General features: G+C 44.7%; 15 protein-coding genes, 1 tRNA gene and 2 pseudogenes. 8 read left to right on the top strand and 10 right to left on the bottom strand.

Going from position 1 to position 25,790, the window contains the following annotated elements:
* Nucleotides 1-8: 8 nt before the first annotated feature.
* The 3 genes from purL to ATY38_RS01745 all read left to right on the top strand — a co-directional run bounded on the left by purL (nt 9) and on the right by ATY38_RS01745 (nt 7,326).
* Nucleotides 9-3,995: a phosphoribosylformylglycinamidine synthase gene (purL, locus tag ATY38_RS01755; protein ID WP_062557779.1), complete on the top strand. Its 3,987-nt coding sequence runs from the start codon at nt 9-11 to the stop codon at nt 3,993-3,995.
* Between the two features lie 40 nt (nt 3,996-4,035).
* Nucleotides 4,036-5,265, top strand: coding sequence for a ChaN family lipoprotein (locus ATY38_RS01750; RefSeq protein ID WP_062560051.1), 1,230 nt, complete (start codon nt 4,036-4,038; stop codon nt 5,263-5,265).
* Between the two features lie 72 nt (nt 5,266-5,337).
* Nucleotides 5,338-7,326, top strand: a complete 1,989-nt coding sequence (locus ATY38_RS01745) for a M1 family metallopeptidase (RefSeq protein ID WP_235590363.1) — start codon at nt 5,338-5,340, stop codon at nt 7,324-7,326.
* A gap of 57 nt (nt 7,327-7,383) precedes the next feature.
* Here the strand turns inward: ATY38_RS01745 and ATY38_RS01740 are convergent, their stop codons facing one another.
* Genes ATY38_RS01740 through ATY38_RS01730 form a run of 3 tightly spaced genes read right to left on the bottom strand, consistent with a single transcriptional unit; the run spans nt 7,384 to nt 13,042 of the window.
* Complete coding sequence (locus ATY38_RS01740; protein WP_062557777.1) at nt 7,384-10,548, bottom strand: efflux RND transporter permease subunit; 3,165 nt, start codon at nt 10,546-10,548, stop codon at nt 7,384-7,386.
* A gap of 2 nt (nt 10,549-10,550) precedes the next feature.
* A complete protein-coding gene (locus tag ATY38_RS01735; RefSeq protein WP_062557776.1) occupies nt 10,551-11,705 on the bottom strand; it encodes an efflux RND transporter periplasmic adaptor subunit in 1,155 nt (384 codons plus the stop codon).
* On the bottom strand, nt 11,702-13,042 hold the full coding sequence (locus ATY38_RS01730) for a TolC family protein (RefSeq protein WP_235590362.1): 1,341 nt from the start codon (nt 13,040-13,042) through the stop codon (nt 11,702-11,704). The genes ATY38_RS01735 and ATY38_RS01730 overlap by 4 nt, the downstream gene beginning before the upstream one ends.
* A gap of 399 nt (nt 13,043-13,441) precedes the next feature.
* Here ATY38_RS01730 and ATY38_RS01725 point away from each other — a divergent pair, with 399 nt between their 5' ends.
* A complete protein-coding gene (locus tag ATY38_RS01725; protein WP_062557774.1) occupies nt 13,442-15,508 on the top strand; it encodes a di-heme-cytochrome C peroxidase in 2,067 nt (688 codons plus the stop codon).
* A gap of 52 nt (nt 15,509-15,560) precedes the next feature.
* Here the strand turns inward: ATY38_RS01725 and ATY38_RS01720 are convergent, their stop codons facing one another.
* The 4 genes and pseudogenes from ATY38_RS01720 to ATY38_RS17000 all read right to left on the bottom strand — a co-directional run.
* Nucleotides 15,561-15,953, bottom strand: a complete 393-nt coding sequence (locus ATY38_RS01720) for a DUF3579 domain-containing protein (protein WP_062557773.1) — start codon at nt 15,951-15,953, stop codon at nt 15,561-15,563.
* 261 nt (nt 15,954-16,214) lie between these two features.
* Nucleotides 16,215-16,856: a PEP-CTERM sorting domain-containing protein gene (locus ATY38_RS01715; RefSeq protein ID WP_062557772.1), complete on the bottom strand. Its 642-nt coding sequence runs from the start codon at nt 16,854-16,856 to the stop codon at nt 16,215-16,217.
* A 553-nt stretch (nt 16,857-17,409) separates the two neighbouring features.
* Nucleotides 17,410-18,579, bottom strand: coding sequence for a chorismate synthase (gene aroC / locus ATY38_RS01710; RefSeq protein ID WP_062557771.1), 1,170 nt, complete (start codon nt 18,577-18,579; stop codon nt 17,410-17,412).
* Between the two features lie 483 nt (nt 18,580-19,062).
* Nucleotides 19,063-19,491: pseudogene (locus ATY38_RS17000) on the bottom strand (HipA domain-containing protein); the annotation flags it as partial.
* A 725-nt stretch (nt 19,492-20,216) separates the two neighbouring features.
* Here ATY38_RS17000 and tnpA point away from each other — a divergent pair.
* A pseudogene (tnpA, locus tag ATY38_RS01700) lies at nt 20,217-20,659 on the top strand (IS200/IS605 family transposase).
* 174 nt (nt 20,660-20,833) lie between these two features.
* Here the strand turns inward: tnpA and ATY38_RS01695 are convergent.
* Nucleotides 20,834-21,157, bottom strand: coding sequence for a hypothetical protein (locus ATY38_RS01695; protein ID WP_062557769.1), 324 nt, complete (start codon nt 21,155-21,157; stop codon nt 20,834-20,836).
* A gap of 201 nt (nt 21,158-21,358) precedes the next feature.
* On the opposite strand from ATY38_RS01695, the gene ATY38_RS01690 reads away from it, so the two are divergent.
* Nucleotides 21,359-21,823 (top strand): hypothetical protein, encoded by a 465-nt coding sequence (locus tag ATY38_RS01690; protein ID WP_062557768.1) that lies wholly within the window; start codon nt 21,359-21,361, stop codon nt 21,821-21,823.
* 573 nt (nt 21,824-22,396) lie between these two features.
* Here ATY38_RS01690 and ATY38_RS01685 read toward each other — a convergent pair.
* Nucleotides 22,397-22,473: transfer RNA gene (locus ATY38_RS01685), tRNA-Met, on the bottom strand.
* An 81-nt stretch (nt 22,474-22,554) separates the two neighbouring features.
* Nucleotides 22,555-23,421 (bottom strand): PA4780 family RIO1-like protein kinase, encoded by an 867-nt coding sequence (locus ATY38_RS01680; protein ID WP_062557767.1) that lies wholly within the window; start codon nt 23,419-23,421, stop codon nt 22,555-22,557.
* Between the two features lie 374 nt (nt 23,422-23,795).
* On the opposite strand from ATY38_RS01680, the gene ATY38_RS01675 reads away from it, so the two are divergent.
* On the top strand, nt 23,796-24,944 hold the full coding sequence (locus ATY38_RS01675) for an HD domain-containing phosphohydrolase (RefSeq protein WP_062557766.1): 1,149 nt from the start codon (nt 23,796-23,798) through the stop codon (nt 24,942-24,944).
* 90 nt (nt 24,945-25,034) lie between these two features.
* Nucleotides 25,035-25,784 (top strand): IS5 family transposase, encoded by a 750-nt coding sequence (locus ATY38_RS01670; RefSeq protein ID WP_082632977.1) that lies wholly within the window; start codon nt 25,035-25,037, stop codon nt 25,782-25,784.
* Nucleotides 25,785-25,790: the final 6 nt, after the last annotated feature.

Genomic DNA, 25,790 nt, shown 5'->3' with positions numbered 1-25,790 from the left:
TTCTTCTGATGCTTCAATTTTGTGGTGGTCGTGCGCTTTCTCCATTCCGTCTGGAAAAGTTATTCAAAGAAATTAGAGCCTTTAGTCTGCCAGTAACAGCTATCCATGCGGAATATTGGCATTTTTGTTCAGTGACGCGCACTATGGGAGATAGTGATCTGGAAGGACTGAGAAAAATACTTAACCATGATCAGACACAGGAAAGTAAATGTCATTCAGGGAAGTTTTTTTTAGTCTTGCCACGCCCGGGCACAATTTCCCCGTGGTCAACAAAAGCTACGGATATTGCTCATCATTGCGGCTTAACTGCTGTCGAGCGTATTGAGCGGGGGGTTGCGTATTATATTCAATGTGATGCACACCTTGCGATTGATGACGAGAAGCGTCTCGCACGCATGTTGCATGACCGCATGACAGAAGCCGTTTTTGCTTCGTTTGATGAGGTTGTCAAACTATTCCAGCATTTCCCCCCAAAACCGCTCAACACGATTGATGTGATACACGGTGGCATTGAGGCTTTGTTACAAGCGAATCGAAATATGGGGCTGGCTTTATCACCTGATGAAGTTGATTATTTGTTACATCATTTTAGGAGCGTGCAGCGTAATCCGACTGATGTCGAATTGATGATGTTCGCCCAAGCCAATTCCGAACATTGCCGCCACAAAATATTTAACGCAGACTGGATTGTAGATGGCAAGCCGCAGGATAAATCGCTATTTGCTATGATACGTAACACGCATCAAATGCATCCGCAGGGCACTCTGGTGGCCTATGCCGACAATGCCAGCGTGATAGAAGGGGCGAAAATAAACCGTTTTTATCCCGGCAATCAGCAAACCTATGGTTACGCCGAAGAAGAAACACATGTATTGATGAAGGTGGAAACGCACAACCATCCGACCGCGATTTCACCGTTCCCAGGAGCTGCAACCGGAGTCGGTGGTGAAATTCGCGATGAAGGCGCTACGGGCCGAGGTGCTAAGCCAAAGGCGGGGTTATGCGGTTTCTCGGTATCCAATCTGAATATTAATGGGTTTGTACAGCCGTGGGAGTACGATGGAAGTGATAATCAAACAACCTACGGCAAGCCCGGGCGCATTGCATCGGCGCTCCAGATTATGCTGGAAGGTCCGATTGGCGGAGCAGCATTCAACAATGAATTCGGTCGCCCCAATTTAGCAGGTTATTTTCGTACTTTTGAAGAGCGCCTGGGCGGAGAAATGCGTGGTTATCACAAGCCAATCATGCTGGCGGGCGGTATCGGACAGATTTCAGGTGTACACGTGCGTAAGGAGAAATTCCCTGCAGGTACTTTGCTGATTCAACTGGGCGGGCCGGGTATGTTGATCGGTCTGGGCGGTGGCGCGGCTTCCAGCATGGATACCGGCAGCAATGCCGAAGCATTGGATTTTGATTCGGTGCAGCGTGGTAATCCGGAAATGCAACGACGCGCGCAGGAAGTGATAGACCGATGCTGGCAACTACAACGAAGCGGTGTCGAGAATCCAATTTTATTCATCCATGATGTGGGTGCAGGAGGTTTATCCAATGCGTTTCCGGAATTGGTGCACGACTCCGGCTGCGGTGGACGTTTCAATTTGCGCGATGTGCCTTGCGAAGAAACCAGTTTGTCACCGATGCAGATTTGGAGTAACGAAGCCCAGGAACGTTATGTTTTGGCAATAAAACCGGAGTCTTTAGCGTTGTTCCAAAGTATTTGTGCGCGTGAACGTTGTCCATTTGCGGTAGTGGGTGAAGCCACGAGTGACGGGCAGTTGGTGGTAACCGATGCGCAGTCTTCCACTGCGCCAGTCGATATGCCGCTGCAGGTGCTGCTTGGCAAGCCGCCGAAAATGATGCGGGACGTTACTCACAGTAACCGGGTACTTCCGGTACTTGATTGGCGGGACGTAAGTTTGACCGAAGCTGTCTATCGGGTATTGCATTTACCTGCGGTGGCCGATAAAACTTTTTTAATTACTATCGGTGATCGCAGTGTCGGTGGTTTATCGATGCGTGATCAGATGGTTGGTCCGTGGCAGATTCCGGTTGCTGATGTTGCGGTAACCAGCATGGGATATCAAACCTATTTAGGTGAGGCATTTGCCATTGGCGAACGCACGCCTTTAGCTTTGATAGATTTCAAGGCAGCCGCACGCATGGCGGTAGGCGAAGCGATTACCAATATTGCCGCAGCATCAATCGGCAATCTCGAAAAGATTAAATTATCGGCGAATTGGATGGCTGCAGCCGGGCACGCAGGTGAAGACGCCGGATTGTACGACGCAGTGCATACCATCGGCATGGAATTGTGTCCGCAACTGGGTATCAGCATACCGGTTGGAAAAGATTCGATGTCGATGAAAACCACTTGGGAAGAATCGGAAGTGCGCAAGGATGTTACGGCGCCACTATCGCTGATTATCACCGCTTTTGCAACAGTGATGGATGTGCGCAAAACCCTGACACCTCAATTGCGTACTGATTATGGTGACACCGAACTCATTCTGATTGATTTGGGACAAGGGCAAAATCGATTGGGCGGTTCAGCATTGGCTCAGGTGTATAAGCAGATTGGCAATGTTGTGCCAAATATTGATGGTGCAATGGGTGCGCAGCACTTGAAGAAGTTCTTTAGTGCGATTCAACAGCTTAATGAAATGGGCCAACTGCTTGCATATCACGATCGTTCCGATGGCGGTTTATTCGTGACATTATGTGAAATGGCATTTGCCGGGCATACCGGTCTGACCGTGAATCTGGATCAGTTGTGTTTTGATTCGCATAGCTGTGATATCGATGGATCGGAATTACAGCCTGAGCAATTGCGTGGACGTTTTCTGGAACGTCTTTTAACGGTGCTTTTCAATGAAGAGTTGGGCGCTGTGATTCAAATCGAAACCAGGCGGCGCCAGGAAGTATTGCAGGTGCTAGCAGAAGCCGGATTGCGTGATGTCAGTTTTATCATCGGCCAGTTAAATAAAACCGATGAAGTTCGCCTGATGCGTAATAATAAACCAGTGCTGGCAGAGAAACGGGTAGATTTACAGCGCGCTTGGTCGGAGACTACGTACCAAATGCAAAAATTGCGTGATAATCCGGATTGCGCACGACAGGAATACGATCGGATCCTTCATACTGCCGATCCAGGACTCCAGGTCGAGCTGTGCTTTGATGCCAGTGATGATATTGCCGTGCCCTATATTCAAACCGGGGTGCGTCCGCGTATGGCCATATTGCGCGAGCAAGGCGTGAATGGGCATGTGGAAATGGCGGCGGCTTTCGACCGTGCTGGCTTTAGCGCAATCGATGTGCATATGAGCGATATCCTGTCAGGTCAATTGTCTCTAAAAGATTTTGTGGGATTGGCTGCCTGTGGCGGCTTTTCTTATGGTGATGTGCTGGGTGCGGGCGAAGGCTGGGCCAAATCGATTTTATTTAACTCACGCGCACGCGAAGAATTCGAAGCATTCTTTCACCGTAGCGACACATTTGCACTGGGTGTATGCAACGGTTGTCAAATGATGAGTAATTTACATGAGATTATTCCCGGTGCCGAAGCTTGGCCCCGTTTTAAACGCAATCTGTCGGAGCAATTTGAGGCACGTTTTGTCATGGTGGAAATACAACACGGCCCATCGTTATTTTTTGATGGCATGGCCGGGAGCCGAATGCCGATCACGGTGGCACATGGCGAGGGCAAGATTGAGCTATGCTCCGGTCAATCCGACAAAATTGCGTCACTGGTAACCATGCGATTTGTGGATAATCACGGACAAATAACCGAGCAGTATCCTTATAATCCGAACGGATCGCTTCAAGGGATCACCGGATTGACTACACCGGATGGGCGATTTAATGTGTTGATGCCGCACCCGGAACGGGTATTTCGAGTGACGCAGCATTCCTGGTATCCCGGTATTCGTTCTGATTGGGGAGAAGATGGGCCTTGGATGCGTTTATTCCGGAATGCACGCAAATGGATTGGATAACTCACTATTTTATGGATCTGTTAACAGGATAATCAAAAAAATGACAAATTTTAATGTAAGCCGCTGTAGCAGAGTTATTAGCGTCATTCTTATGCTGCTGGGGTTGTGCGTAAATAATGCAACGGCAACCATCATTCCGGCAAAAAAACCGGCATCTAAAGACTGCGTCCCCTTGGGGGATTGGGTTGTTCCGGGTTTGGGTAAAGCTTCACAGCAGGAAATCATCGCGCGCGCGGCGAAGGCATCGGTGGTGCTGTTGGGCGAAACACATGTCAATGCGGATCATCACCGCTGGCAGTTGCAAACACTGGTGGCTTTGCACGGTGTGCATCCCAATATGGTGATCGGATTCGAAATGTTTCCGCGTCGCGTGCAAGCAGCATTGGATAAATGGATTGCAGGTAAATTAAGTGAAAAGGAATTTCTTCGTGCAGCTGAATGGGATCGGGTGTGGAATACCGATGCCAATCTTTATTTACCGTTGTTTCATTTTGCGCGTATGAATCGTATCCCAATGGTCGCCTTGAATATTGAAACAAAACTGCGTCACCAGGTGGCTGAAAAAGGCTTTTATGGCGTACCCATGGAGGAGCGGGAAGGATTGACGCGCCCGGCGGAGCCCAGTCAAGCATATATTGATTATTTATTGCCGATTTATAAGCAACATGATCGTAAGGACAAGAAAGCAGGAGAAATTACGCAAGATGATTCGGATTTCCGGCGTTTTATCGGTGGACAGCAATTGTGGGATCGAGCCATGGCACAGATACTGCAGCAAGCCGTAACAAAATCTACCAATTCGGAGCAGCCGCTGGTCGTGGGTGTCATGGGTTCGGGTCATGTATTGCATGGTTTTGGGGTAGCGCATCAATTACATGACTTAGGTATTCAAAACGTTGTGGCATTGCTGCCGTGGGATAGCAGTAAATCTTGCCAGCATTTAGTTAAAGGGGTGGCCGATGCCGTTTTTGGCGTAATGCCGCATGTTTCTGAATCTTTCAGGCCACAATTCCAGCGTCTGGGGATCCGCTACGAAATGGGGCGGGGCGGGGCCGTGGTACTGCAAGTGGAAAAAAACAGCATTGCCGAAGTCGCAGAACTCATGGTTTCGGATGTGATTCTGGAAATGGCTGGTGTGCCGATCAAAATTACCGAAGATGTGATCAATGTCGTGAAACGGCAAGCGCCCGGAACCTGGTTGCCGATTAAAATAAAACGAGATGATATAGAAATGCTGATTATCGCCAAATTCCCGGCCTTGAGTCTTTAATTATTTTTATTTCAATCTATGACAGTGGATAGTTTAATCAGAAGTTGTTGTTTATTTTTGTTTTCTTGTCTGGTGTCGGAACAGATTCTATCGGCACCCGTACCGATCAAGTTTAATGACGTCGAATACGATATCACGGTAAAAATTGATCCCGGGAATCGTACCATTGAAGGGAAAAGCCTGATTACCGTCCATAGACCAAGAGAGTTGCAATTGATGCTGGGAGCGGAATACGAAGTGACTCAGGCGGAGTTTAATGATGGACCATTGGGCATTGGCCGTGAGCAAGCCAACCAAGCACATGTTTGGAACATTCCGTTTCATTTCAGGCATCAAATCCAGTTTCTGATACGGTGGAAAGGGACATTGGCCGCATTGGATACTTCTTTGGATCATCAGCAGACATTGGGCAGGCCGGTCGCAGCAAGTGGTGAATCCGGTGCGTTCCTGCCGGATGGATCGAATTGGTATCCGCGCATAGCCGGGCATTTAGCACGGTATAAGGTCAGTATCGAACTACCGTCCGGTCAGAAGGGCTTGGTGGCAGGTCGGCTGGTGAAGGAAAGTGAGTCGGAGCAAAGCTATCACGCTTCCTTTGAATTCTCTCATCCGGCCGAAGGAATTGATCTGATGGCTGGGCCGTATGCGATCGAAACACAGATGCACCAAAGCATACATCATCAACCGATTCAGCTGCGCACCTATTTCCATCCACAAATTAGTAACTTATCAAAGGATTATCTAGATGCGGTGAAGCGTTATTTGAACCTTTACGAATCCTGGATCGGTGCGTATCCCTATAGGGAATTTAGCGTGGTTTCGAGCCCGACGCCAACCGGATTTGGCATGCCTACATTGACTTATCTTGGCATTGATGTGTTGCAATTGCCGTTTATCCGCGATACTTCACTCGGCCATGAAGTGTTGCACAATTGGTGGGGCAATGGAGTTTATCCGGATTATGCGAGCGGCAACTGGTCGGAAGGCCTGACCACGTTCATGGCCGATTATGCCTATAAAGAACAAGAGAGCACAGAAGCTGCACGTGAAATGAGACTGGGGTGGGTGCGTGATTTTGCCGCCTTGCAACCAGGCCAGGATGTGCCATTGACCGCGTTTACTTCACGCATGCACGGCGGTGCGTCTAAGGTTGTCGGTTATAACAAAGCCGCAATGTTTTTCTTTATGTTGCGCGATCATTTGGGTGACGCGGTTTTTCAGCGCGGTATTCAGGGATTGTGGCGCGTACAGCGTTTCAGAATTACATCATGGCAAGAGCTGCAAAAAATGTTTGAGATGATTTCAGGGCAGAATCTGCAGCTATTCTTTTCTCAATGGGTGGAACGCACCGGCGCACCGGCTATCATGATTAGCCATGTAAAAAATATAGCGACGGATTCCGACTATGAATTATCAATTGCTTTGAAACAATCCGAGCCGGTATATCACTTGCGTGTCCCGGTTGCAATTGAAAGTCCGCAGGGCACAACAACACACATACTGGATTTACAACAAGAGCAACAGCTTTTTAAGCTGAAGCTAGCGGATAAGCCGTTAACGGTTTCACTGGATCCGGATTTGCACCTGTTTCGTCAATTGGCGCCCGGTGAAGCACCGCCAATTCTGCGCGAAGTGATGATTAATGCCGCTACGCGGACAGTTCTATTGCCCTCTGATGCCGGGATTAGAAAAATTGCCGAAACGCTTGCCAGCAAATTGCAAGACCGCAAACCGCAGATTATTACACCGGATGAACCATTTTTCAGTGTACCTGTGCTGGTTATCGGTTTGGATTCGGAAGTCGATGCCTGGCTTGCTGCTGAACAATTACCTGCCAAACCGGATGAAATCAACAGCAAAGGCACCGCACAAGTTTGGACTTTGGCTCGCGCGAAGGGAGCTTCCATGACGGTTATTGCCGCAAAGGATGCTGCATCACTTGAAGCTCTGATCCGTCCGTTGCCGCATTACGGCCGACAAAGCTACCTTGCGTTTGATGGCCGACAGGTGATAGAGAAAGGTGTTTGGCCAACGCAGGTACAAAAAATAGTAGTTAAATAATATGTGTATTGAGCCCTGCAATCAATAATGGGCCGCTTGCGACCGACTAAAATATTGTCATGCTGTCGGAGGGGGCAATTTTTCGGGTTGGGCCGATAGCGGCGCTGTATCAGTTTTATCATCAAACCATCGGTACAACATTGGCATGACTACCATGGTCATCATAGTTGCTGTCGTTAGTCCGAATATGACCACGATAGCCAAGGGTTTTTGTACTTCAGAACCCAACCCTGTAGCTGCTAGAAACGGTGCTAAGCCTAAAACAGTTGTGGCTGCCGTCATCATGACAGGGCGGAAGCGCTGCGCACAGGCTTTTCTGACCGCGTCTTCTACAGTTAAGCCTTTATTTCGCAATTCCCGTATAAAAGAAATAATGACCACGCCATTCAGAATCGATGTTCCCCATACGGCTATAAAACCTACCGATGCCGGTACCGATAGGTATTGACCGGTAACAAAAAGCCCGACAACTCCGCCGACAGATGCAAAGGGTAATACCAAATAGATCAAAATGGCCTGCTTGACCGAATTGAATAACATGAACAGCAAGAAGAAAATAGCTGCCAGCGTAACAGGAACGATTATTGAAAGTGTTGCCATCGCACGCTGCATATTTTCAAATTGTCCACCCCAGACAAAATAATAGCCTGAAGGTAGTTTGATTTCCTTGGCGGTACGCTCCTGCAGTTCTTCCACAAATCCACCCATATCGCGCCCATGCACATTAACGCCAATCACAACGCGTCGCTTGGCGAATTCACGCGAGATAATCGCCGGGCCATCGATCACTTTTATTTCTGCTACGGCACTGAGCGGTACCAGCATGCCGCCTTGTGCCATGCCATTCTGTACGTTTGTATTGCCAGGTCTTAACAGGAGATCTTTGATGGCTTCTACATCAATGCGGAATGCTTCAGGAAATCTTAAAAGCAAATTGAAGCGACGTTCACCTTCAAAAACCTGGGTGACAAATTTACCACCAACCGCTGTGGCAATTAATTCGTTGACATCTGAAACATTGATGCCATGCCGTGCTATGGCCCGCCGATCAATGTTGATTGTCAATTCTTGTTGGCCGGATAACCGTTCAATACGGATATCTCTGGCACCTGCTGTGGATTTGACAATGCGCGCTACTTGCTCGGATAACAAACGCAATTGCTCCAGGTCATCGCCAAAAATTTTAATGGCCACTTGCGAACGTACCCCGGTTACCATCTCATCCACCCGTTGTTCAATTGGTTGCGACAGGACAACATTCACACCGGGTAATACCTCTAATACTTTGCGGATATCCTCCTCGATTTCTATTTGGGTCCGGCCTGATCCTTCCAAATCCAGGTCGGCAATCGGATCGGATTCATTTTGCGACGCGGGATCCGCGGGAGTATTACCGCGACCCAGTTTGGACACGACACTTTTGACTCCTGGTACCGCGGCAATTAACTGCATTGCTTCGGTTTCAATCTTGATAGCTTCATCCAAGGAAATGGAAGGTGCGCGGATAATTACCGGTGTTATAGCACCTTCCTTCATAATCGGGATGAAAGAGGTACCTAGGAAGGGAAACAACGCAAAAGCAAATATCAGTGAACTGATTGCGATAATCATTGTTTTTTTCTGATTGCGCATGGCTAGATCAAAGAAACGAAGGTAACTGTTTTTCAAGACAGCGACAATTTTTGTGTCCTGTTCGCTTCCCCCTTGTAGAAGATAATCACTCAATACAGGTGATAGTAGCAATGACACAAAGAGAGACACCAATAGGGCAATGGCAATTGTCATAGCTAATGGACTGAACGTTTTTCCCTCCATACCTTCGAGTGTTATCAAGGGCAGGAAAACCAGAATCGTGACAAACACGCCAAAAATAACCGGAGTGCCGACTTCAGCAACGGCATTAACAATAACATCAAACTTGGATTGACCGGTGCCTTTTGCCTCGCCCAGGCGTTGGTAAATGTTTTCAACCACTACCACGGTGGGGTCAACCATCATGCCTAATGCGATGGTTAATCCGCCTAATGACATCAAGTTGGCAGGCATGTCGTTGTAATTCATTATCATGAATGTAATCAGTGGCGTGATAATCAGGGTAAAACAAACGACGATGCTGGTACGAATGGTTCCCAGGAAAATCGATAGTACAACGATAACCAGAATCAGGGATTCCATCAAGGTGCTTTGTACTGTAGATAGCGCACCATCCACTAGATCGGTGCGATCATAAAATGGCACGATCTGCAAACCATTCGGCAATATTCCACGTTCGTTGATTTCAGCAACTTTTTCCTTGATTCGACCGACAATCTCCTTGGCATTGCCGCCACGCAGCATCATCACGATACCCGCAACCGATTCGGTGTAGCCGTTTTTGATGCTGGCACCCTGGCGAACTTCGCCGCCAAAAGTGACTTCGCCGATATCGCGCACATAAATCGGTACGCCATTCATTTCCCTGAGTACGATATTGCGAATGTCATCCAGACTAGCAATCAAGCCCACGCCACGGATCAGGTATTGCTCATAATGCAATGCCAGTATATTTCCGCTGGCATTGGCATTATTGCTGGCCAGAGCACGATCCACATCTGTGAGTGTCAGGTCGTAATGCCGCAATTTGTTGGGATCAGCATAAACCTGATATTCCTTGACGTGCCCGCCCATTGAGTTGATTTCCGCGATACCGCGAACTGATCGTAATAAGGGACGCACTATCCAGTCCTGAACGGTGCGGCGTTCGGTGAGTTCTTCAACCGTGAGAGCGCGTTTACCATCGTCCGGATGCTCGATGGTATATTGATAAACTTCGCCCAATCCAGTGGAAACCGGTCCAAGTACAGGTGTAATGCCGGGTATTAAGCGCGGGGTAACATCAATAATGCGCTCCATGACTAACTGGCGCGCGAAAAATACATCCGTTTTGTCAGTAAAAACCAAGGTAATCAGCGATAATCCGCTTTTATTCATTGAGCGCATCTCGACCAATCCCGGCAAACCGGTCATGGCAATCTCGACCGGTACCGTAACCAACCGTTCCATTTCTTCCGGGCTGCGGCCAATGGCGACCGTAGCGACTTGTACTTGAATATTGGTGACATCAGGAAAAGCATCTACCGACAGGTTTTTTGCGGCAAATCCACCGGCGACACACAACATCAAACCGATTATCAATACCAGCAAACGCTGGTTTAATGCCGCACGAACAATAGCAGCCATCATGATTACTCCAATTCAGCCAGCTTGCGCTCGCTATCCAGATGAAAGGCGCCTTCCATTACAATGCGTTGATCAATTGTAAGTCCATCAAGCACGGGCCGGAAATCGGCCACTTCAGGGCCCAGTTCGACAGGAACGCGTTGAAATTGGTTATCGCTGATGGCGACAAAAACATAATCCTGGTTTAATTCCCGTACAATCGCTGCTTCCGGGACAACCAGGGTTTTGTGTTGTGTATCAGTGATGTGCATATTGGCCAACATATCCGGCTTCAATTTCCGTTCCGGATTTTCCACCATTACGCGGGTCATCACGGTACGGGTCAGGCGATTAACCGTATCCGAGACAAATATTATGATGCCATCAAAATCAGTACCGCCTATCGCGGGCACGTTGATTTCTACATGTTGTTCCAATCGTACGTCGCGTGCAATTTGCTCAGGTACATCGCCAACGACCCAGACGTAAGAGAGATCAGCAATCTGAAAGAGTGGGTCAGCAGGTTGTACAACTTGGCCTACAATCACATTACGTGCAATGACGTAGCCTTCCCGGGTGGCTTTGATGTCGAGCCACGGAAGAATTTTTCCTTTTTTGGATAATTCCTTTATTTCGGACTCATTCATGCCAAACAGTCTTAATTGATCGCTGGCTGCGCCCCATTCAGCCTGAGCAATTTCCAGTTCGGATTGGCGTCGTTCCACTTCGGCAACCGGGATAGCATCGGCGGCTAATAAATGATGCGCGCGATCAAGCGATTTTTGAGTGACTACGACACGCGAGGCGGCGCGGAGGTAAGCTAATTGCGATTGCGTTAAATCCGGACTGGTGATGCGAGCCAGCGGTTGCCCTGCTTTTACATAATCGCCCAGGATGACGAATAAATTAATAATGCGCCCTGTAACGTAAGAACCGATTTGCGATGTTCTCTCTTCATCGACTTGAACCCGGCTGGGTACCAGTATTCTATCAGCGAGATCAATTAAGGATGGGTTGCCGATTTTTAATCGGTCGATCAATTCCGGGCGAACAGTAATGCTATTGATATCGCGTTCTTCTTCGGATTGCTTGGAAACTTGTTCGTCGGATGTACTGCCGCATCCTGCCAGCAGTAGTGTTGCAATAAATAAGAAACTGAAGGTCGAGTAAATAATTTTCATTCTGCAACTAACTCCTTGGGATAATATGCGCGTAAACGATCGATTTCGGCAACCGCTGAGTGGAGTTCAAAGCGGGCTTGCAGGGAGTCAAAAAGAATTCCTCTGAGAATTCGCTGAGAATCTAAAAACTCGATCAAAGTACGTTCACCAAATTTGTAAGCTGCCTCCGCCACTCTCACTGCATTTTCCGCTTCCTTGATTAAACCGCCCTCGAACATCGTTACCCGCTGCTGGGCAATTTGATAAGCCTGCCAAGCTGCTTCGAATAATTGAGCCATTTCGTAACGGCGATATTCGAGCGATTCTCGAATTCGAGCAGAATCGTGGATAGCCGTATCGATTTCACCACGGCGGCGATACCAGATCGGAATTCTGACGCTGAGCCCGGCAGTATTGGAGGTAAATTGTTGATCCTGATAATTGGTGTACATTACATTAACAGATGGCAATATAGAAGCGCGTTCTTGGCTGATCCGCTGTTTGGCACGCGCTTGTTCCGCTTCTAAACGAACTATATCCGGATTGACGATAGGTACTTGGCTGCGTAGCTCTTCCAGTGAAGGAAGATCGATCGGATCCTTTAAGGATCCTTTAATTTGAAAATTTGCGGGTAACGTTCCTCCGGTTAATTGCATCAAAAATACTTTCGCACGTTCTGCATTAAGTTTTGCCGCTTCCTTGCGATTGGCCGCGCTTTGTAATTCAGTTTCTGCACGTATGAGTTCAAAGCGGGCAAGCTCGCCGCGTTCGACGTTGACTGCAATGCGTTGTCGTACAGTGTTTATCAAATCGTAAATATTTTGCTCCAAGGCGGCCTGATCTTGTCGCAACAATAACTCATAGGCACGAACACGCAATAGTGCGGATAAATCGGTACTGACTTGAGTCAAGCTAGCTCTGCTGGCATCGACGATGGCTTCCGATGCAGCGATACGCGCACTTCGCATAAAAGGATTTTCAATCGGCTGGATAACTGTAATCGAGCGTTGATCATTAGCTGGCCCTGTCAGGTTTTCCGGCAATCGTCGATCCATGGGGCCCATCATGAACATGACTTCCGGGTTGAGATACGCGGTAGCGGCAATTACTCCACCTTTGGCCATACCAACTTGTGATCGCGCTGCGAGCACCAGACCGTTGGCTTGTAAACCTAATCGTTGTAGTTCCTCAATCGTATAAAGTACAACCGGCCCTTGTGCTTCTCCAGTCGGCATAGGCACTTGCGATCTTGGTAATTCGCTCTTAAATGGCGCCATAGATGGAGATAATTCATGCGCAGAAGGGGATGAATGCTCAGGTTGTCTTAATGAATCCGCTCCAATTGGAAGCGGAGCCATGGGTTGTGCTAAGGTTATCGAAGAAAATATTAAGTTTATACTGAGTAAAAAAAGGTTAACTTGGGAAATTCGCATAGAATCCTTTAATTTAATCTTGTCAGGGGGTATTTAAGAAGGAAATTCTGATTAATCCTTTGACAGATGCAAAGCTAAGAGCAATTTAATCACGATTCACTTAAATTTATTACAATTATTTCACAGGTTATTTACATCGAAATTGATTCGCAATAGCTCAATCTTATATGAAATATATAATGAGCTAATATAAAAATTAGCCATTAATAAAGTCGCATTTTATTACTTTAAAGAAACTGTAGTAAGCTGATTTTTCAGTTGTGCGTGATTTAAACAGAGCATTCCTGAATGCTTGCTGAACAGATAGTAAATTTGGATAAATAAATGTTGCCCAATTATTTTTTACAGTGGATCAAACTATTCCTGCTGGTATGCAGTGTGGTGGCAGTAGTTTGGCTGCTGGCAGGAGTCTTGCTAAGACTGTATGAATTTCGTGATAATGATCCTGACCGTGGTGCTATTTCGAGCGGTACCGATAAATTTGGCGATCAATTTTTTCAAACCATTTACCTTGATCAAGGTTGGTCGGCATCTGACAGCTTATGGTTTTATAATACAACGCAAGGCTCTAATTTATTACCCTACAGTTTTTTTCTGGTACTCGAGCAACCTGATTCATCTGATTTATTTCGCGATAATCAAAATATTGATCGCTATGGTTATCTGCCGCAACGCCCAACCATAAGCAATCCGGATGGTTTGCCAGTTGGCATGGTGCGAGATGAATACCAAAGCCAAGCATTTATGGGATTTACATGCGCAGCCTGCCATACGACTCAACTCAATTATCAAGGTGTAGGTATCCGCATTGATGGTGGTCCGGCAAATGCGGATATGGAAACTTTTATGATTGATTTGGCAGATGCATTGTATGCCACCCTGAAGAATTCGGAAAAACGTGATCGCTTTGTTGTTAACGTATTGGAGAAAGGTCAATATAAGAATCAGGAGGATGTATTAATTGATCTTAAAAAATACGCACAGCGAATCAAAACTTATACCATCATCAATGTTCCCAGAGATACCACCCGACCATTAACTCGCTACGGCTATGCACGACTGGATGCATTTGGGAGAATCTATAATCGTGTGCTTGAGCATATTATGGGCGCACAACAATTACGTGAATTGCTCACCGAGATTCTGACCACGGAGGAATTGGCTGAGATAATGTCAAATGTGGAACCCGTTCTCAGCAGTACAAATCGCGATCATATTATTGAAAGGATTCAAATATATTTGACTAGCAAGCAGATCATCCAGCTGCGTAACAGAATCTATAATCCAGCCGATGCACCGGTTAGTTATCCGTTTCTGTGGGATATACCACAACATGACTACGTTCAATGGAATGGTAGAGTCGATAACAGCGGATTAGGCCCTATGGCCAGGAATGCGGGCCAAATGATTGGCGTATTTGGCACGCTGGATTGGCAGGAAAGAGATGGCTTCACGTTGTCTTCAGTTATTGGCGGACAAGGATTTGGCCCAAAACATATTGATTTCCAATCCTCTATCGATATTCGAAATTTGCGCCGGGTGGAGAAGCATCTACGTAAACTGACCTCGCCGCAATGGCCTGAACATATTTTACCTAAGATCGATAGAGCGCGAATGGTTAATGGTGCGAAGCTATTTTCCCAATATTGCGCATCATGTCATGGACACATTGATCGCATCGATCCGGATCGTCGTGTTGTGGCTAAAATGATCGATACTTCGTCTATTGGAACGGATTCCAAGATGGCTACTAACGGTATTGAGTATGCCGGCTATAGCGGTATTTTGCGGAATCAATATGTCGGTGTCAGTACAGGTAATCTTTTGCTGCAACGCCAAGCGCCAGCGGCGGCGTTATTAACTTCCGCTACGCGCAATGTAGTCACGACGCCTGATCGAGACAAATGGTTTGTACGCAGATGGGTTGAACGATCGTTGGATTTTGCGTATACATTTTTTGATAACGAAGTGCAATCTTCCTTGAAACACGGCAATTATACTCCCGATACCAGCGACAATCCTTTTGCTTCAATCCTGGCTTACAAAGCTCGTCCGCTCAATGGCATCTGGGCGACCGCTCCTTATTTGCATAATGGCTCTGTTCCAACTTTGTATGATTTGCTTCTTCCCAAACGTCGGCCTGGTGACCCTGTCGAAGGAGAATATCGTCCTGATGAATTTATGGTGGGATCGCGCGAGTTTGATCCAGTAAAAGTTGGATTAAAATCGACCGATTATGATGGCTTTCTGTTTCGCACGCATATTTGGGGTAACAATAATGGCGGTCACGAGTTCGCCTCGGGAAGAATGCCTCAGCCTGATGGGATGTTCCTTCCAGCCTTGACCAAAAAGCAACGACTCGATCTTGTTGAATATCTTAAATCGCTTTGAAGTGTAAGCGTAAATGAGCAAATAATGTGTACCTACTAAGATTAAGCGGCAACTAATACCCGTTATTCTTAAATCTTATTTTCCATTGATGCAGTAACAGCGCCAGGGTGAATCTTTTTACAGACCATGCCACCTCCTTTTCTTCAGGAGATTCTTCCAAATAAATGACTTTACCGGTTGGAATTATCCTGAGCTGATTATTGTAAGCAAAATCCATTATAAATTGATACATAACTGGATTGATATCTTTTAGTGCGGTTTTTACATGGACGCCTATCTTTCCTTCATGTATGACAGGCTGAGCATATTCCGAATATTCCCAACGGTTATTGCGATTATGGACGGCAAGTGCACCGCAAAGGCGTTCCGACCAATCACTTGGGCGGAATGGGCGACCTTCCATGGTGATTCCCAGAATTAGTAATTCTTCATATTTGATTTTCATGAGTGCAGTAGCAGTCCGGAAGATAAAAATACTATGCAATCGATCTTTGTTGATTTGTGATGAGGGGTGCTGGAGTAATAATTTTTTCAGTATCCCAGGATTTCATCGTTAGATTTTGTTTTCACTTGAATTTATGCTGTTATATATCGGCGAAGGCTGAAAAAAATGAATAGAATTTTGAATAAAGCTTAAAAATTAGTCTCTTGGAAAAAGAGAAACCCGCTGGAGCGGGTTTCTCTGGGCAACACTTAAGTTTCTGGATTATGCAACTGTTTTTTGCATTCGGCGTCGATTAGCAAAACCGAGTAAGCCGAGACCAACAAGTAACATGGCATAAGTTTCTGGTTCTGGTACGGGCGCTGCGATATCACTAAGTTTTAAATAATCAAAACCATAAAAATCAGTGGAGTTGTTGCGATCGATGGTAATAACCAGCTCACCTGTAGCGTTGATCGAATCAATCACCGAACCAGTTAGTGTATAAAAATGGATAAGTGTATTCGGGAATCCATCATTGTAAGCAAAGTTTTGTGTAATGCCGTTAAATGTAGTGATTACTGAACCGAATGTCGAAGCTTGGAAGTCGGCCATGTCGATCTCCAGATGACCGACTGCCCAACTATTGCCTAATCCTGTGAAACTGAACGTGGCTACGGTTTCAGATCCATGCGGACTGAAGCCGGGTTGAGCAGTGCTATAGGTATCGGTGTATTGTGTGCCATCGGTCGCCACCATTTCTGCCGCACTGCGGCCATCATAGTTTGCCGTGAAGCCATTGAATGAGTGCTGGCAGTTGTCACAAATGCCAGCGCCATAACCATCATTGTCACCAATTTGCCAGGAAGCCGCTGCAACTGGCCCGCTCATCAGCGCAAGTAAACTCATCATAGATATAATACGCATTATAAAACCTCCCATAAGAAGAAAAATTACATTAAAGTTTGTTAATTTCATCTACACGTGTCAATAATATGCTCTGTTTACCTGCAGCGGTTTTAATGGGGCTGCGTGTTTGCAGAGAGAAATGGAATTGATGTGTAGTGACTTGCAGATAATTTGTTTTTCTTGGTTATTTTTAAATTTACATAAGAAATAACTCTGCATAGCCGTATGTAAGATAAACTGAGAATCTCTCGAAAGTAATAGGAGATAGTTCCTTTTTTTTCGGTACATACGTACTATGTTTTTAGTTTGAGCGATAGGATATATGCCCTTTTGCGCGAGCAATATCGATATAGGAAGTTTTCGCGTCGCAATGAATGGTGCGATTTTTAAATTCCTATAGGTTAATTCCCGGTTCCCTAGGACGAGAGTCGACTAATAATCAGAAGAGTAAAGAGTCTGCAATGAGAAGATGATACTGTTAAGAATGAAGTTTGCAGCGGTAGGAAATGCTTAACTTAAGCTAATATCCAAACCTTGTTTGATAATAAAGTTTCTGTCATGTTGCTAGTGTCTAGACATCCTCTTCAGGTTCCGGGTCTTCTCTCGACGGTGCCTGAAATGTTGTCACAGATTTTTCTATTGTATTTGCATTGCCGGGAATTTTGGGCGTTTTGCACTGTACATCAGCATTCTGTGCGCGATGCCGCAAAGCATGATCCATTAATACCAGGGCGAGCATGGCTTCGATAATCGGGGTAGCGCGGATGCCAACGCAAGGGTCATGACGGCCGTGCGTTTCGACGATGACCGGATTACCGTTCTTGTCAATTGAATGTCGTCCGAGACGAATGCTGGATGTTGGTTTGATCGCAATGTGAATCGTGATGTCCTGGCCGGTTGAAATACCGCCGAGGATGCCGCCGGCATTATTACTTAAAAAGCCATTCGGTGTCATCTCATCCGAATGCTCGGTGCCTCTTTGTGTTACGCTGGAAAAACCTGCGCCGATTTCAACGCCTTTTACTGCATTGATGCTCATCATGGCGTAGGCGATTTCCGCATCCAATCGATCATATACCGGTTCGCCCCAGCCGACTGGCACACCCTGTGCCACTACGCTGATTTTGGCACCCACCGAATCGCCGGATTTACGCAACTGATCCATGAACGTTTCCAATTGATCGACATAGTTGCTGTCTGCAACAAAGAAGGGATTCTGCCTGATATCTTCCCAGCATTTGAATGGAATTTCGATGGATCCCAGCTGCGCCATATAGCCGCGGATCATAATACTATACTTCTCGTGCAGCCATTTTTTTGCAATCGCACCGGCTGCAACACGCACTGCAGTCTCACGCGCCGATGCGCGACCACCGCCACGATAATCGCGGATGCCGTATTTCTGCCAGTAGGTATAGTCCGCATGGCCGGGACGGAAAGTGTCCATGATCTTACTATAATCCTTGCTGCGCTGATCTTCATTTCGTATCAGTAAAGCAATGGGTGTACCCGTAGTTTGTCCTTCAAACACGCCGGATAGAATTTCTACTGTGTCGGATTCACGTCGTTGCGTGACATGACGCGACGTGCCGGGTTTACGCCGGTCCAATTCAAGTTGTATCTCTTCGGTGCTGATAGTTAAACCTGGTGGGCATCCATCCACAATACAACCAATTGCTGCGCCGTGAGATTCACCAAATGAGGTAATAGTAAAAAGCGTACCGAATGTATTGCCAGACATATTATTGCTATTTTGTATTTAGGATGATGATGCGAGTCTATCATATGTATCTCGGCTTTTTTCTCTGAAAAAGTTTCTGAGTTTGGCCTATTGGCCGATGTATACAAGTCATCAAGCTTAGCTTGAAGCATATCAAGAATGAAATTCATTTGTCATGCTATCTCTTACGCTAGAATGCGGATTATTGGCCGGTGCGAACATCATTCTCTGTACGAATTTTCAAAGGCTCTAGCCTGCCGAGGCTGCACAGCAGAAAATCCAGATATTATAAGGAATGCATAACAGAAAACTTTCCCGGTTCATGGCAAATGCCATGAGGATATTCATGTCCTAGAAAAGCATATCTTTACAAATATTAAGAAGAAATTGCTAACCGATTTTTGTTGGTTTTGAATCTATGAATAGGCCAATTTTAGAAAGCTGCATTAAGTAAGGTGTTCGCCGTCGAAGGCCGTCAAGGTTTTCGCGACTTTTTGTAGAAAATTACTCTGTTGAGAGAACATTCAGAAACTGTCCGCCCCATAGCAGTTTTTTGTCTACTTTGATGAATTCAGCTTCTTCACACACGCCCTCCCAATGTCGTTTGATTGGATAAATTATCTTTTCAAAGATGGCTCGTGCTTGTATTTCGGAAAGCAGAAAGTTATAAACGGTCTCTAAGCGGGATTTTAACTGGTTAAGTTTATTGTTACCGGATATGAGCATAGCCTGTGAGGCTTCATTACCAGGTCGGCGTTTTGGGCAGATATCATAAGCTGGCGTAAGAGTCAGCTCTTTGCCATTCCAGGATGCGGCATGATTTCGTGCATGATCATCAGTGTTACCACAAAGAATGTTAAAGACGAGCCGTGAAAACAGTTCATCAAGTGTCGCTTTCGGATCAGTAAAACGATGACTGATAATTTCCGAAAATTTTACATAGCGATACCATGCAAATCTATTCGCTCCTTAAGACACAGTTAATCAATGAAACTTTATTCTTGATATCGGATTCAAGTCGATTGTTCGTAAACGTAACCAAAAAATTTCTATAAAGTTAATGCAATAGTTTTATCCATCTCAATTTGCTACTACACTGATGAATCGTGTCAACGTAAAGATAATGGAATCGTTATTAAGACGTTTCGTTCATAGTTTTTTTATCAGTTTGCCAGTCATTAAAGCCATGTTGACTGGTAACTGACTCTTACCAGTACGCATCTGCATTCAAATAACCATGCGTACTGGTTTTTTCTTATGAGCAAAGTTACCAGACAAAAAGTACACTTGCCTCTCAGCAGGTTACTTACAACTCTGCCTACTTTTAAAATATCAAGAAAGTCAAATAAGCCTGATTCAAGCGAAGCAATTCAATTTCTGATTAAGTAATAGCTCAAATCGCTAACCTGTCTTTCCGGTGAGTTTTTGTGATTATTTTTGATCTGACTTTCTTATATCAACCTTACACAAACTTATAAAATGAAAAAGTGCCTAGATAATTATATCTAGGCGTTTGATTTTATTAGTTACGAGGGTAGAGTTTGAATCTACGACCTTCGAGTTATGGGCCCGAAAAATAACGTATTCCTCTGTGTTGATTGAAATTCTTGAATCACTTCGGGTTATATTCGCCGTCGCTTGCGGCGTAGAATTTGTGGATGAGCAAATATATTCATAAGAGCCGCAATGTTACGGTTTTGATGCATTACTTAGTATTTTTGGCCGAATATAGTCGGGTAATCTTTGATGAGCAGATTGATGCTGTTCTCAAGGTGGTTTGCCTTGGGTTGCAGAACGCTATCAAGTGAAGTTTTTAGAGATTGGTACGGATAAGGATCATATTCATTTTTTGGTACAGTCAGTACCGACATATTGCGTGACCAAGCTTGTTGCGCTCATTAAGAGCATAACCACACGAGAAATTTTCAGGCGATGTTCCCAAGTTAGGAAGAAACTCTGGGGTGGAGAGTTTTGGACTGATGGTTATTTTGCAAGTACAGTTGGCAAGCATAGAAATGAACAAATGATTGGCAAGTATGTACAAAATCAAGGTAAAACGTATCAGAAGCTACACTCGGATTATCCGCTTGCGTTGTTCTAAGCAAAAATACCCCGCTGCTTGCGGCGGGGTGCTTTATTGGACTAACAAAATAGTACTTGAATTTAAGGTATAAATTTTATTTACGAAAAAAGTGCATCTTAGAGGTATTGATGCGCAGCAGTTAAAAATGATGATTGAAGCGCCAAATGTTCGATTTTATTTAGACACACTTAATTAACCTGCAGATTTAAGTAATCTTTTGTTTTTATAGTCTTCTAAGTATATTACCGAACTTTTATTTCGACTATTTTTCAGAGTTTCTTTAATACTTGAGAATCCATATGATTCATAATTAAATGAGTGATTTTTTTCATTAAAAACTTTAATGAGGTAATCTTCTTTATTTCCAGCCATTCCATTTGCTAGTGCATATTTCCAAATATAGTTAAAAATTCCATTTGGAGAAAACTCCGATTCAGTAATTTTTGATAGATCAATCAAGGTGTTATATATTTGCAAATTCGTTTTGCGATTAATGAATGTAACAAGTGTTCGCATTTTTATTACCACTCCAAAGATAAATTATCAGAAACTATTATTTCGTTACTCATTAAAATATCATGTGGATAGCAATTAGAATTTAATAACAAACACATTCTTCCTGGCTATTTCAAATCATTTCGGGTGATTTGCTTTTGGCAAATTTGCCAGATGTAAATAATTGAATAAAGTCCCCGCTGCAATCATAAAATCTTACTTATGTTTTCTACCGCACAGATAGCCTTTAAATTACTAGGCATTATTAAAAATAGCTTGGTTTGTGATTTTAAATATAATTTAAATTATGGAGATACTGATATGAAAATATTCAATTTAATATTGATGATAACTGTGAGTTTGATTTTTTCTACACCTTTAATGTCTGCTGCTGAGCAGGTCGCGGACTTTCCATCTGAAAAAAATCGAGAAATAGGAAATGTAAAAGACAGAATACAGATTTTGGAAGGACGTCTAAATTGTATGCAAAAAACAAATGATTTTGAATCTTTGAAGACTTGCAATCAAGCAGCAGCTCAAAAGTTAGATGCTTTGGAAACTAAAATTGATGCACAAGAACGTAAAATAAAACAAGCTAATAACAAAACCAAGCAGCCTGATAATAAAGCTTCCGATAACAAACAGCCCAATAACAAGAAACCAGAAACTAATAATAAGCCCAATTGATTAGTTGCAAAAGCATTTGAAAACTGACCAGCATTAATGCTGGTTTTTTTCATTCAACTTGGTAAAAGTTTCAGAAATCCTGCTCTAAATTGCTTAATGTAAATTAACTCTCTGAATTAATATAGCTTTTGAGATATTATTTTTAACATAAATAAGATCTCATCGTTATGAGAGGCGTTTTGTTCATAGATTCATCTGCTAATGAGTTCTCTTAGCCATGTTAACTGGATGACTTATAGCTCGTGCGTACCCATGCGAATTCGCCAGCCATGCGTACTGGTTTTTTCTTAATGGAAGGGTAACAATATCGTAGAAAATTAAATTAGTATTTGAGGAGTAACCAGAGAGACATTAACTAATCTCCCTGGCTATTTCATAAAGCGTGATGTTGTGCCTTAGCTTTATCGGCAAATTAAAAAGTAACTGTAGTAAAAAAATAAAAATTTCATAACTAACTGCTTAATGGTGGTTTTTTATTGATTAGTATTGATGTAATTTTCCTACATGATGGTTACTTCAAAATATAAAATAAAAATGGCTTACAATAAATTAACTGTAAGCCATTGTTTTATTTGGTTGCGGGGGCAGGATTTGAACCTACGACCTTCGGGTTATGAGCCCGACGAGCTGCCAGACTGCTCCACCCCGCGTCAGGAGCGGGATTATAGCACGAGCAATCATATACCGGTCAATCAACATCTTTATTCTATACTTTTATCGACGCACAATACTCAACATTGTGAGAAATGGTTATTCCATTTCGTTTGTTTATGGCGCTGCCAAGCAATTTCTTTTCTGAGCGCTGAATTAATGACCTGGAGAACATTGCCAACATTTGCCGGTCTTTCCTGTTGTTTAACATTTCCGGTTAAACGCGCTTGCGGCAACTGACCCCGCTGATAATAAGACCATATCTCAGCTGCATAATCTGAGTGCGCCAATTCCGGTGCAAATCGACTGAAATAAGTTGTTAAGTTATCGATATCACGTTTTATCATGATACGCGCTTGGTGATTTCCGGTAGCACTCACAGCCTGCGGCAGATCAATAATCACTGGCCCTTGATTGTCAATCAATACGTTGTAAGGTGAAAGATCTCCATGCACAATTCCGACGCATAGCATTTGCACAATCTGATCAATCAGGATTTTGTGATAGGTACGTGCCTGCTTGGGTGTCAGCATTAATTCACTCAATCGTGGCGCTGCATTTCCTTCAGAATCCGTAATCAACTCCATCAGCAGGACCCCGGCAAAGAAATTATAGAATTTTGGTGCGCGAATTCCGATCCTTTCAAGTCGGCATAACATGTCAACCTCGGTGCTTTGCCAAGCTTCTTCACGCATGTTTCGGCCATAATGGCTGCCTCTTTCCATCGCGCGGGCGCGCCGACTGTTTTTAATCTTACGTCCCTCTGTATAACTGGAGCGCTGATGGAAATTACGCTTATTGCTATCTTTGTAAACTTTTGCGCAACGGATATCGCATCCACTGCTTACCATATAAATCATGGCTTCTTTTCCGCTCATAAGCTGACAGATTACGCTGTCAATCAGGCCTTCTTCAATTAATGGCTCGAGTCTTGCGGGTATTTTCATAGGGCATTATGCAAGCGTATAAAATATTCTTATACGCTTTTCATCCTCCTGTAATTGTATTGTAAAAAAATGCTTGCAAATCTTTTGGGATATTCGTTAGCTATGCCACCCGGAATAACTACGTTCCGATAATTGTAGAAAGATTGATTGCTTTTTGGAATGTGACAAATTGTCGCGCGACAATTTGTCACATCAGGGTTTTACAATCGAAACAGAAGCTTTTTTGCGGGTTATACATTTCAGATGTCTGATCCAGGCCGTATGGCCATGACAAATCGTCTAAAATGCAAACTTATTGGCTTGTCTCCCTATCATTATCAAGCCTGGCGTAATAGCCCAGGTTTTACTACGCACCATCTGATGGAAGGAATGTTATGCAATCGGAAGAAGATCTGTTTACACACCAAGATACCCTAGCCAACTTACATGAAAATTTACCGCTGACAGAAAAGTTACGCTTCTTGCACCAGACCATACGCCAGGATTTTCCCTTTATTGATCGACTGGCAATTGCTTTATTTGATGAAAAAACCGAGATGCTCAAGACCTATACGCATAGCACCGAAGGCAGTGAGAATCCAGTGTCTACCTATGAGGCACCGTTGAGTGCAGCGCCGTCATTATTGACTATTATTGAGCATCGCCGCCCGCGGCTAGTACAAGATCTCAATATTTTTTCCCACGGCACCCATGAGCATACCAAGCGAGTAGCCGCGACGGGATACAAATCCAGCTATACTATGCCGCTTTATCAAAATAGCGTTTTTATGGGGTTTCTTTTTTTTAATTCGCTGCAGGAACATCCATTTACCCCCCAAACGCTGCGCCAGATCGATATTTACGGTCATTTAATCGCATTGATGGTTATCAGTGAATTGACTGCGATCCGCACCTTGTTGGCTGCAGTACGAGCGGCTCGAAGTATGACGCATTATCGTGATCTTGAAACCGGCTCGCATATCGACCGAACGGCCCACTATGCACGCTTGATTGCGCGTGAACTCGCATCCCGTTATGGCATTACTGATGAACAGATCGAACACATATTCCTGTTTTCTCCCATGCACGATGTGGGTAAGATTGGAATTCCCGATAATATTCTGCGTAAGCCAAGCAAGTTAGATGCAGCAGAATTTGATATCATGAAAACGCATCCGGTAAAGGGGCGTGAAATTATCGATGCCGTGTTGGATGACTTTGGATTGAGCGCATTTGGTCACACCGACATCCTGCGAAACATTGCTGAATATCATCATGAGGCGGTGGATGGCAGTGGTTATCCCAATGGTTTAAAAGGTGAAGAAATTCCGATAGAAGCGCGCATCAGCGCTGTTGCGGATGTATTTGATGCATTGACTTCGCGCCGCTCGTACAAAGCACCATGGAGTAATGAAGAAGCTTTTGCGGTACTGCGGCAAATGTCCAATTCCAAACTGGATTGGGATTGCGTTGAAGCATTGCTCAATAATGCTGACAAGGTTCTGGAAATACAACATCGCTTCCGCGATAACAATCTGATCTAGGGTCTGTTGACGTTTTGAGATAAGTATTTAATAGATAGAAACAAACTCGTAATATTGGGGTTCCCATACCACCAACAAAACGAGTTTGCGATGCCCCGATTGATGCTCAGTGATGAGTTCTGGTCGAAGCTGGAGAAGATTCTGCTTCAAGAAGCGATATATAACAAGCGCAATCTGCGCATGACAGTAGAAGGTATGCTGTATCGAATGCGGGTTGGCTGCCCGTGGCGAGATTTGCCTGAGGCATTTGGAAGCTGGAATTCCATCTACAAAAGATTCAATGCGTGGTCATTAAGCAGCAAATGGTTAAGGATTTTCAAGGCGTTGTCTATTGATCCGGATTGTGAATGGGAATTTATTGATGGCAGCTATGTTAAAGCGCACCAGCATAGTGCAGGCGCAGCGGACAAGGAACCACAGGCGATCGGGAAAAGCCGCGCAGGCAATACCACAAAGATTCACCTGGCGGTTGATAGTTATGGTTTACCAGCCGATTTTGAAATCACCGGTGGAGAAGTCAATGACTGTTCTATAGCACCTGATTTGATTGCCAAACTGCCTGACGCGAAAGCGATTGTTGCGGACAAAGGCTATGACAGCGAATGTATACGAGGACAGATAACGAAGAAAGGGGCTCGAGCTGTGATACCGAGAAAGCGCAACTCGTTGAAGGGCAACGCAGATATGGACTGGGGTTTGTATGGATACCGACATTTGGTGGAAAATGCTTTTGCCCGGCTAAAGCAGTATCGGGCAGTAGCGACACGATACGACAAACTGAAGAGAAATTTTGAGAGTATGGTAGCCATGGCATGTGGATATCTGTGGCTACCTATGTGAAATGTC

The sequence above is a fragment of the Nitrosomonas ureae genome (genome assembly GCF_001455205.1).
Classification (GTDB): Bacteria; Pseudomonadota; Gammaproteobacteria; order Burkholderiales; family Nitrosomonadaceae; genus Nitrosomonas; species Nitrosomonas ureae.
This window is presented reverse-complemented; position numbering and strand designations above follow the sequence as displayed.

Excerpts from the sequence above, each read along its gene's own strand:
- purL (WP_062557779.1), top strand. The coding sequence starts at position 9 with ATGCTTCAATTTTGTGGTGGTCGTGCGCTTTCTCCATTCCGTCTGGAA.
- ATY38_RS01750 (WP_062560051.1), top strand. The coding sequence starts at position 4,036 with ATGACAAATTTTAATGTAAGCCGCTGTAGCAGAGTTATTAGCGTCATT.
- ATY38_RS01740 (WP_062557777.1), bottom strand. The coding sequence starts at position 10,548 with ATGATGGCTGCTATTGTTCGTGCGGCATTAAACCAGCGTTTGCTGGTA.
- ATY38_RS01735 (WP_062557776.1), bottom strand. The coding sequence starts at position 11,705 with ATGAAAATTATTTACTCGACCTTCAGTTTCTTATTTATTGCAACACTA.
- ATY38_RS01730 (WP_235590362.1), bottom strand. The coding sequence starts at position 13,042 with ATGGCTCCGCTTCCAATTGGAGCGGATTCATTAAGACAACCTGAGCAT.
- ATY38_RS01725 (WP_062557774.1), top strand. The coding sequence starts at position 13,442 with ATGTTGCCCAATTATTTTTTACAGTGGATCAAACTATTCCTGCTGGTA.
- ATY38_RS01720 (WP_062557773.1), bottom strand. The coding sequence starts at position 15,953 with ATGAAAATCAAATATGAAGAATTACTAATTCTGGGAATCACCATGGAA.
- ATY38_RS01715 (WP_062557772.1), bottom strand. The coding sequence starts at position 16,856 with ATGCGTATTATATCTATGATGAGTTTACTTGCGCTGATGAGCGGGCCA.
- aroC (WP_062557771.1), bottom strand. The coding sequence starts at position 18,579 with ATGTCTGGCAATACATTCGGTACGCTTTTTACTATTACCTCATTTGGT.
- ATY38_RS01695 (WP_062557769.1), bottom strand. The coding sequence starts at position 21,157 with ATGCGAACACTTGTTACATTCATTAATCGCAAAACGAATTTGCAAATA.
- ATY38_RS01690 (WP_062557768.1), top strand. The coding sequence starts at position 21,359 with ATGTTTTCTACCGCACAGATAGCCTTTAAATTACTAGGCATTATTAAA.
- ATY38_RS01680 (WP_062557767.1), bottom strand. The coding sequence starts at position 23,421 with ATGAAAATACCCGCAAGACTCGAGCCATTAATTGAAGAAGGCCTGATT.
- ATY38_RS01675 (WP_062557766.1), top strand. The coding sequence starts at position 23,796 with ATGCAATCGGAAGAAGATCTGTTTACACACCAAGATACCCTAGCCAAC.
- ATY38_RS01670 (WP_082632977.1), top strand. The coding sequence starts at position 25,035 with ATGCCCCGATTGATGCTCAGTGATGAGTTCTGGTCGAAGCTGGAGAAG.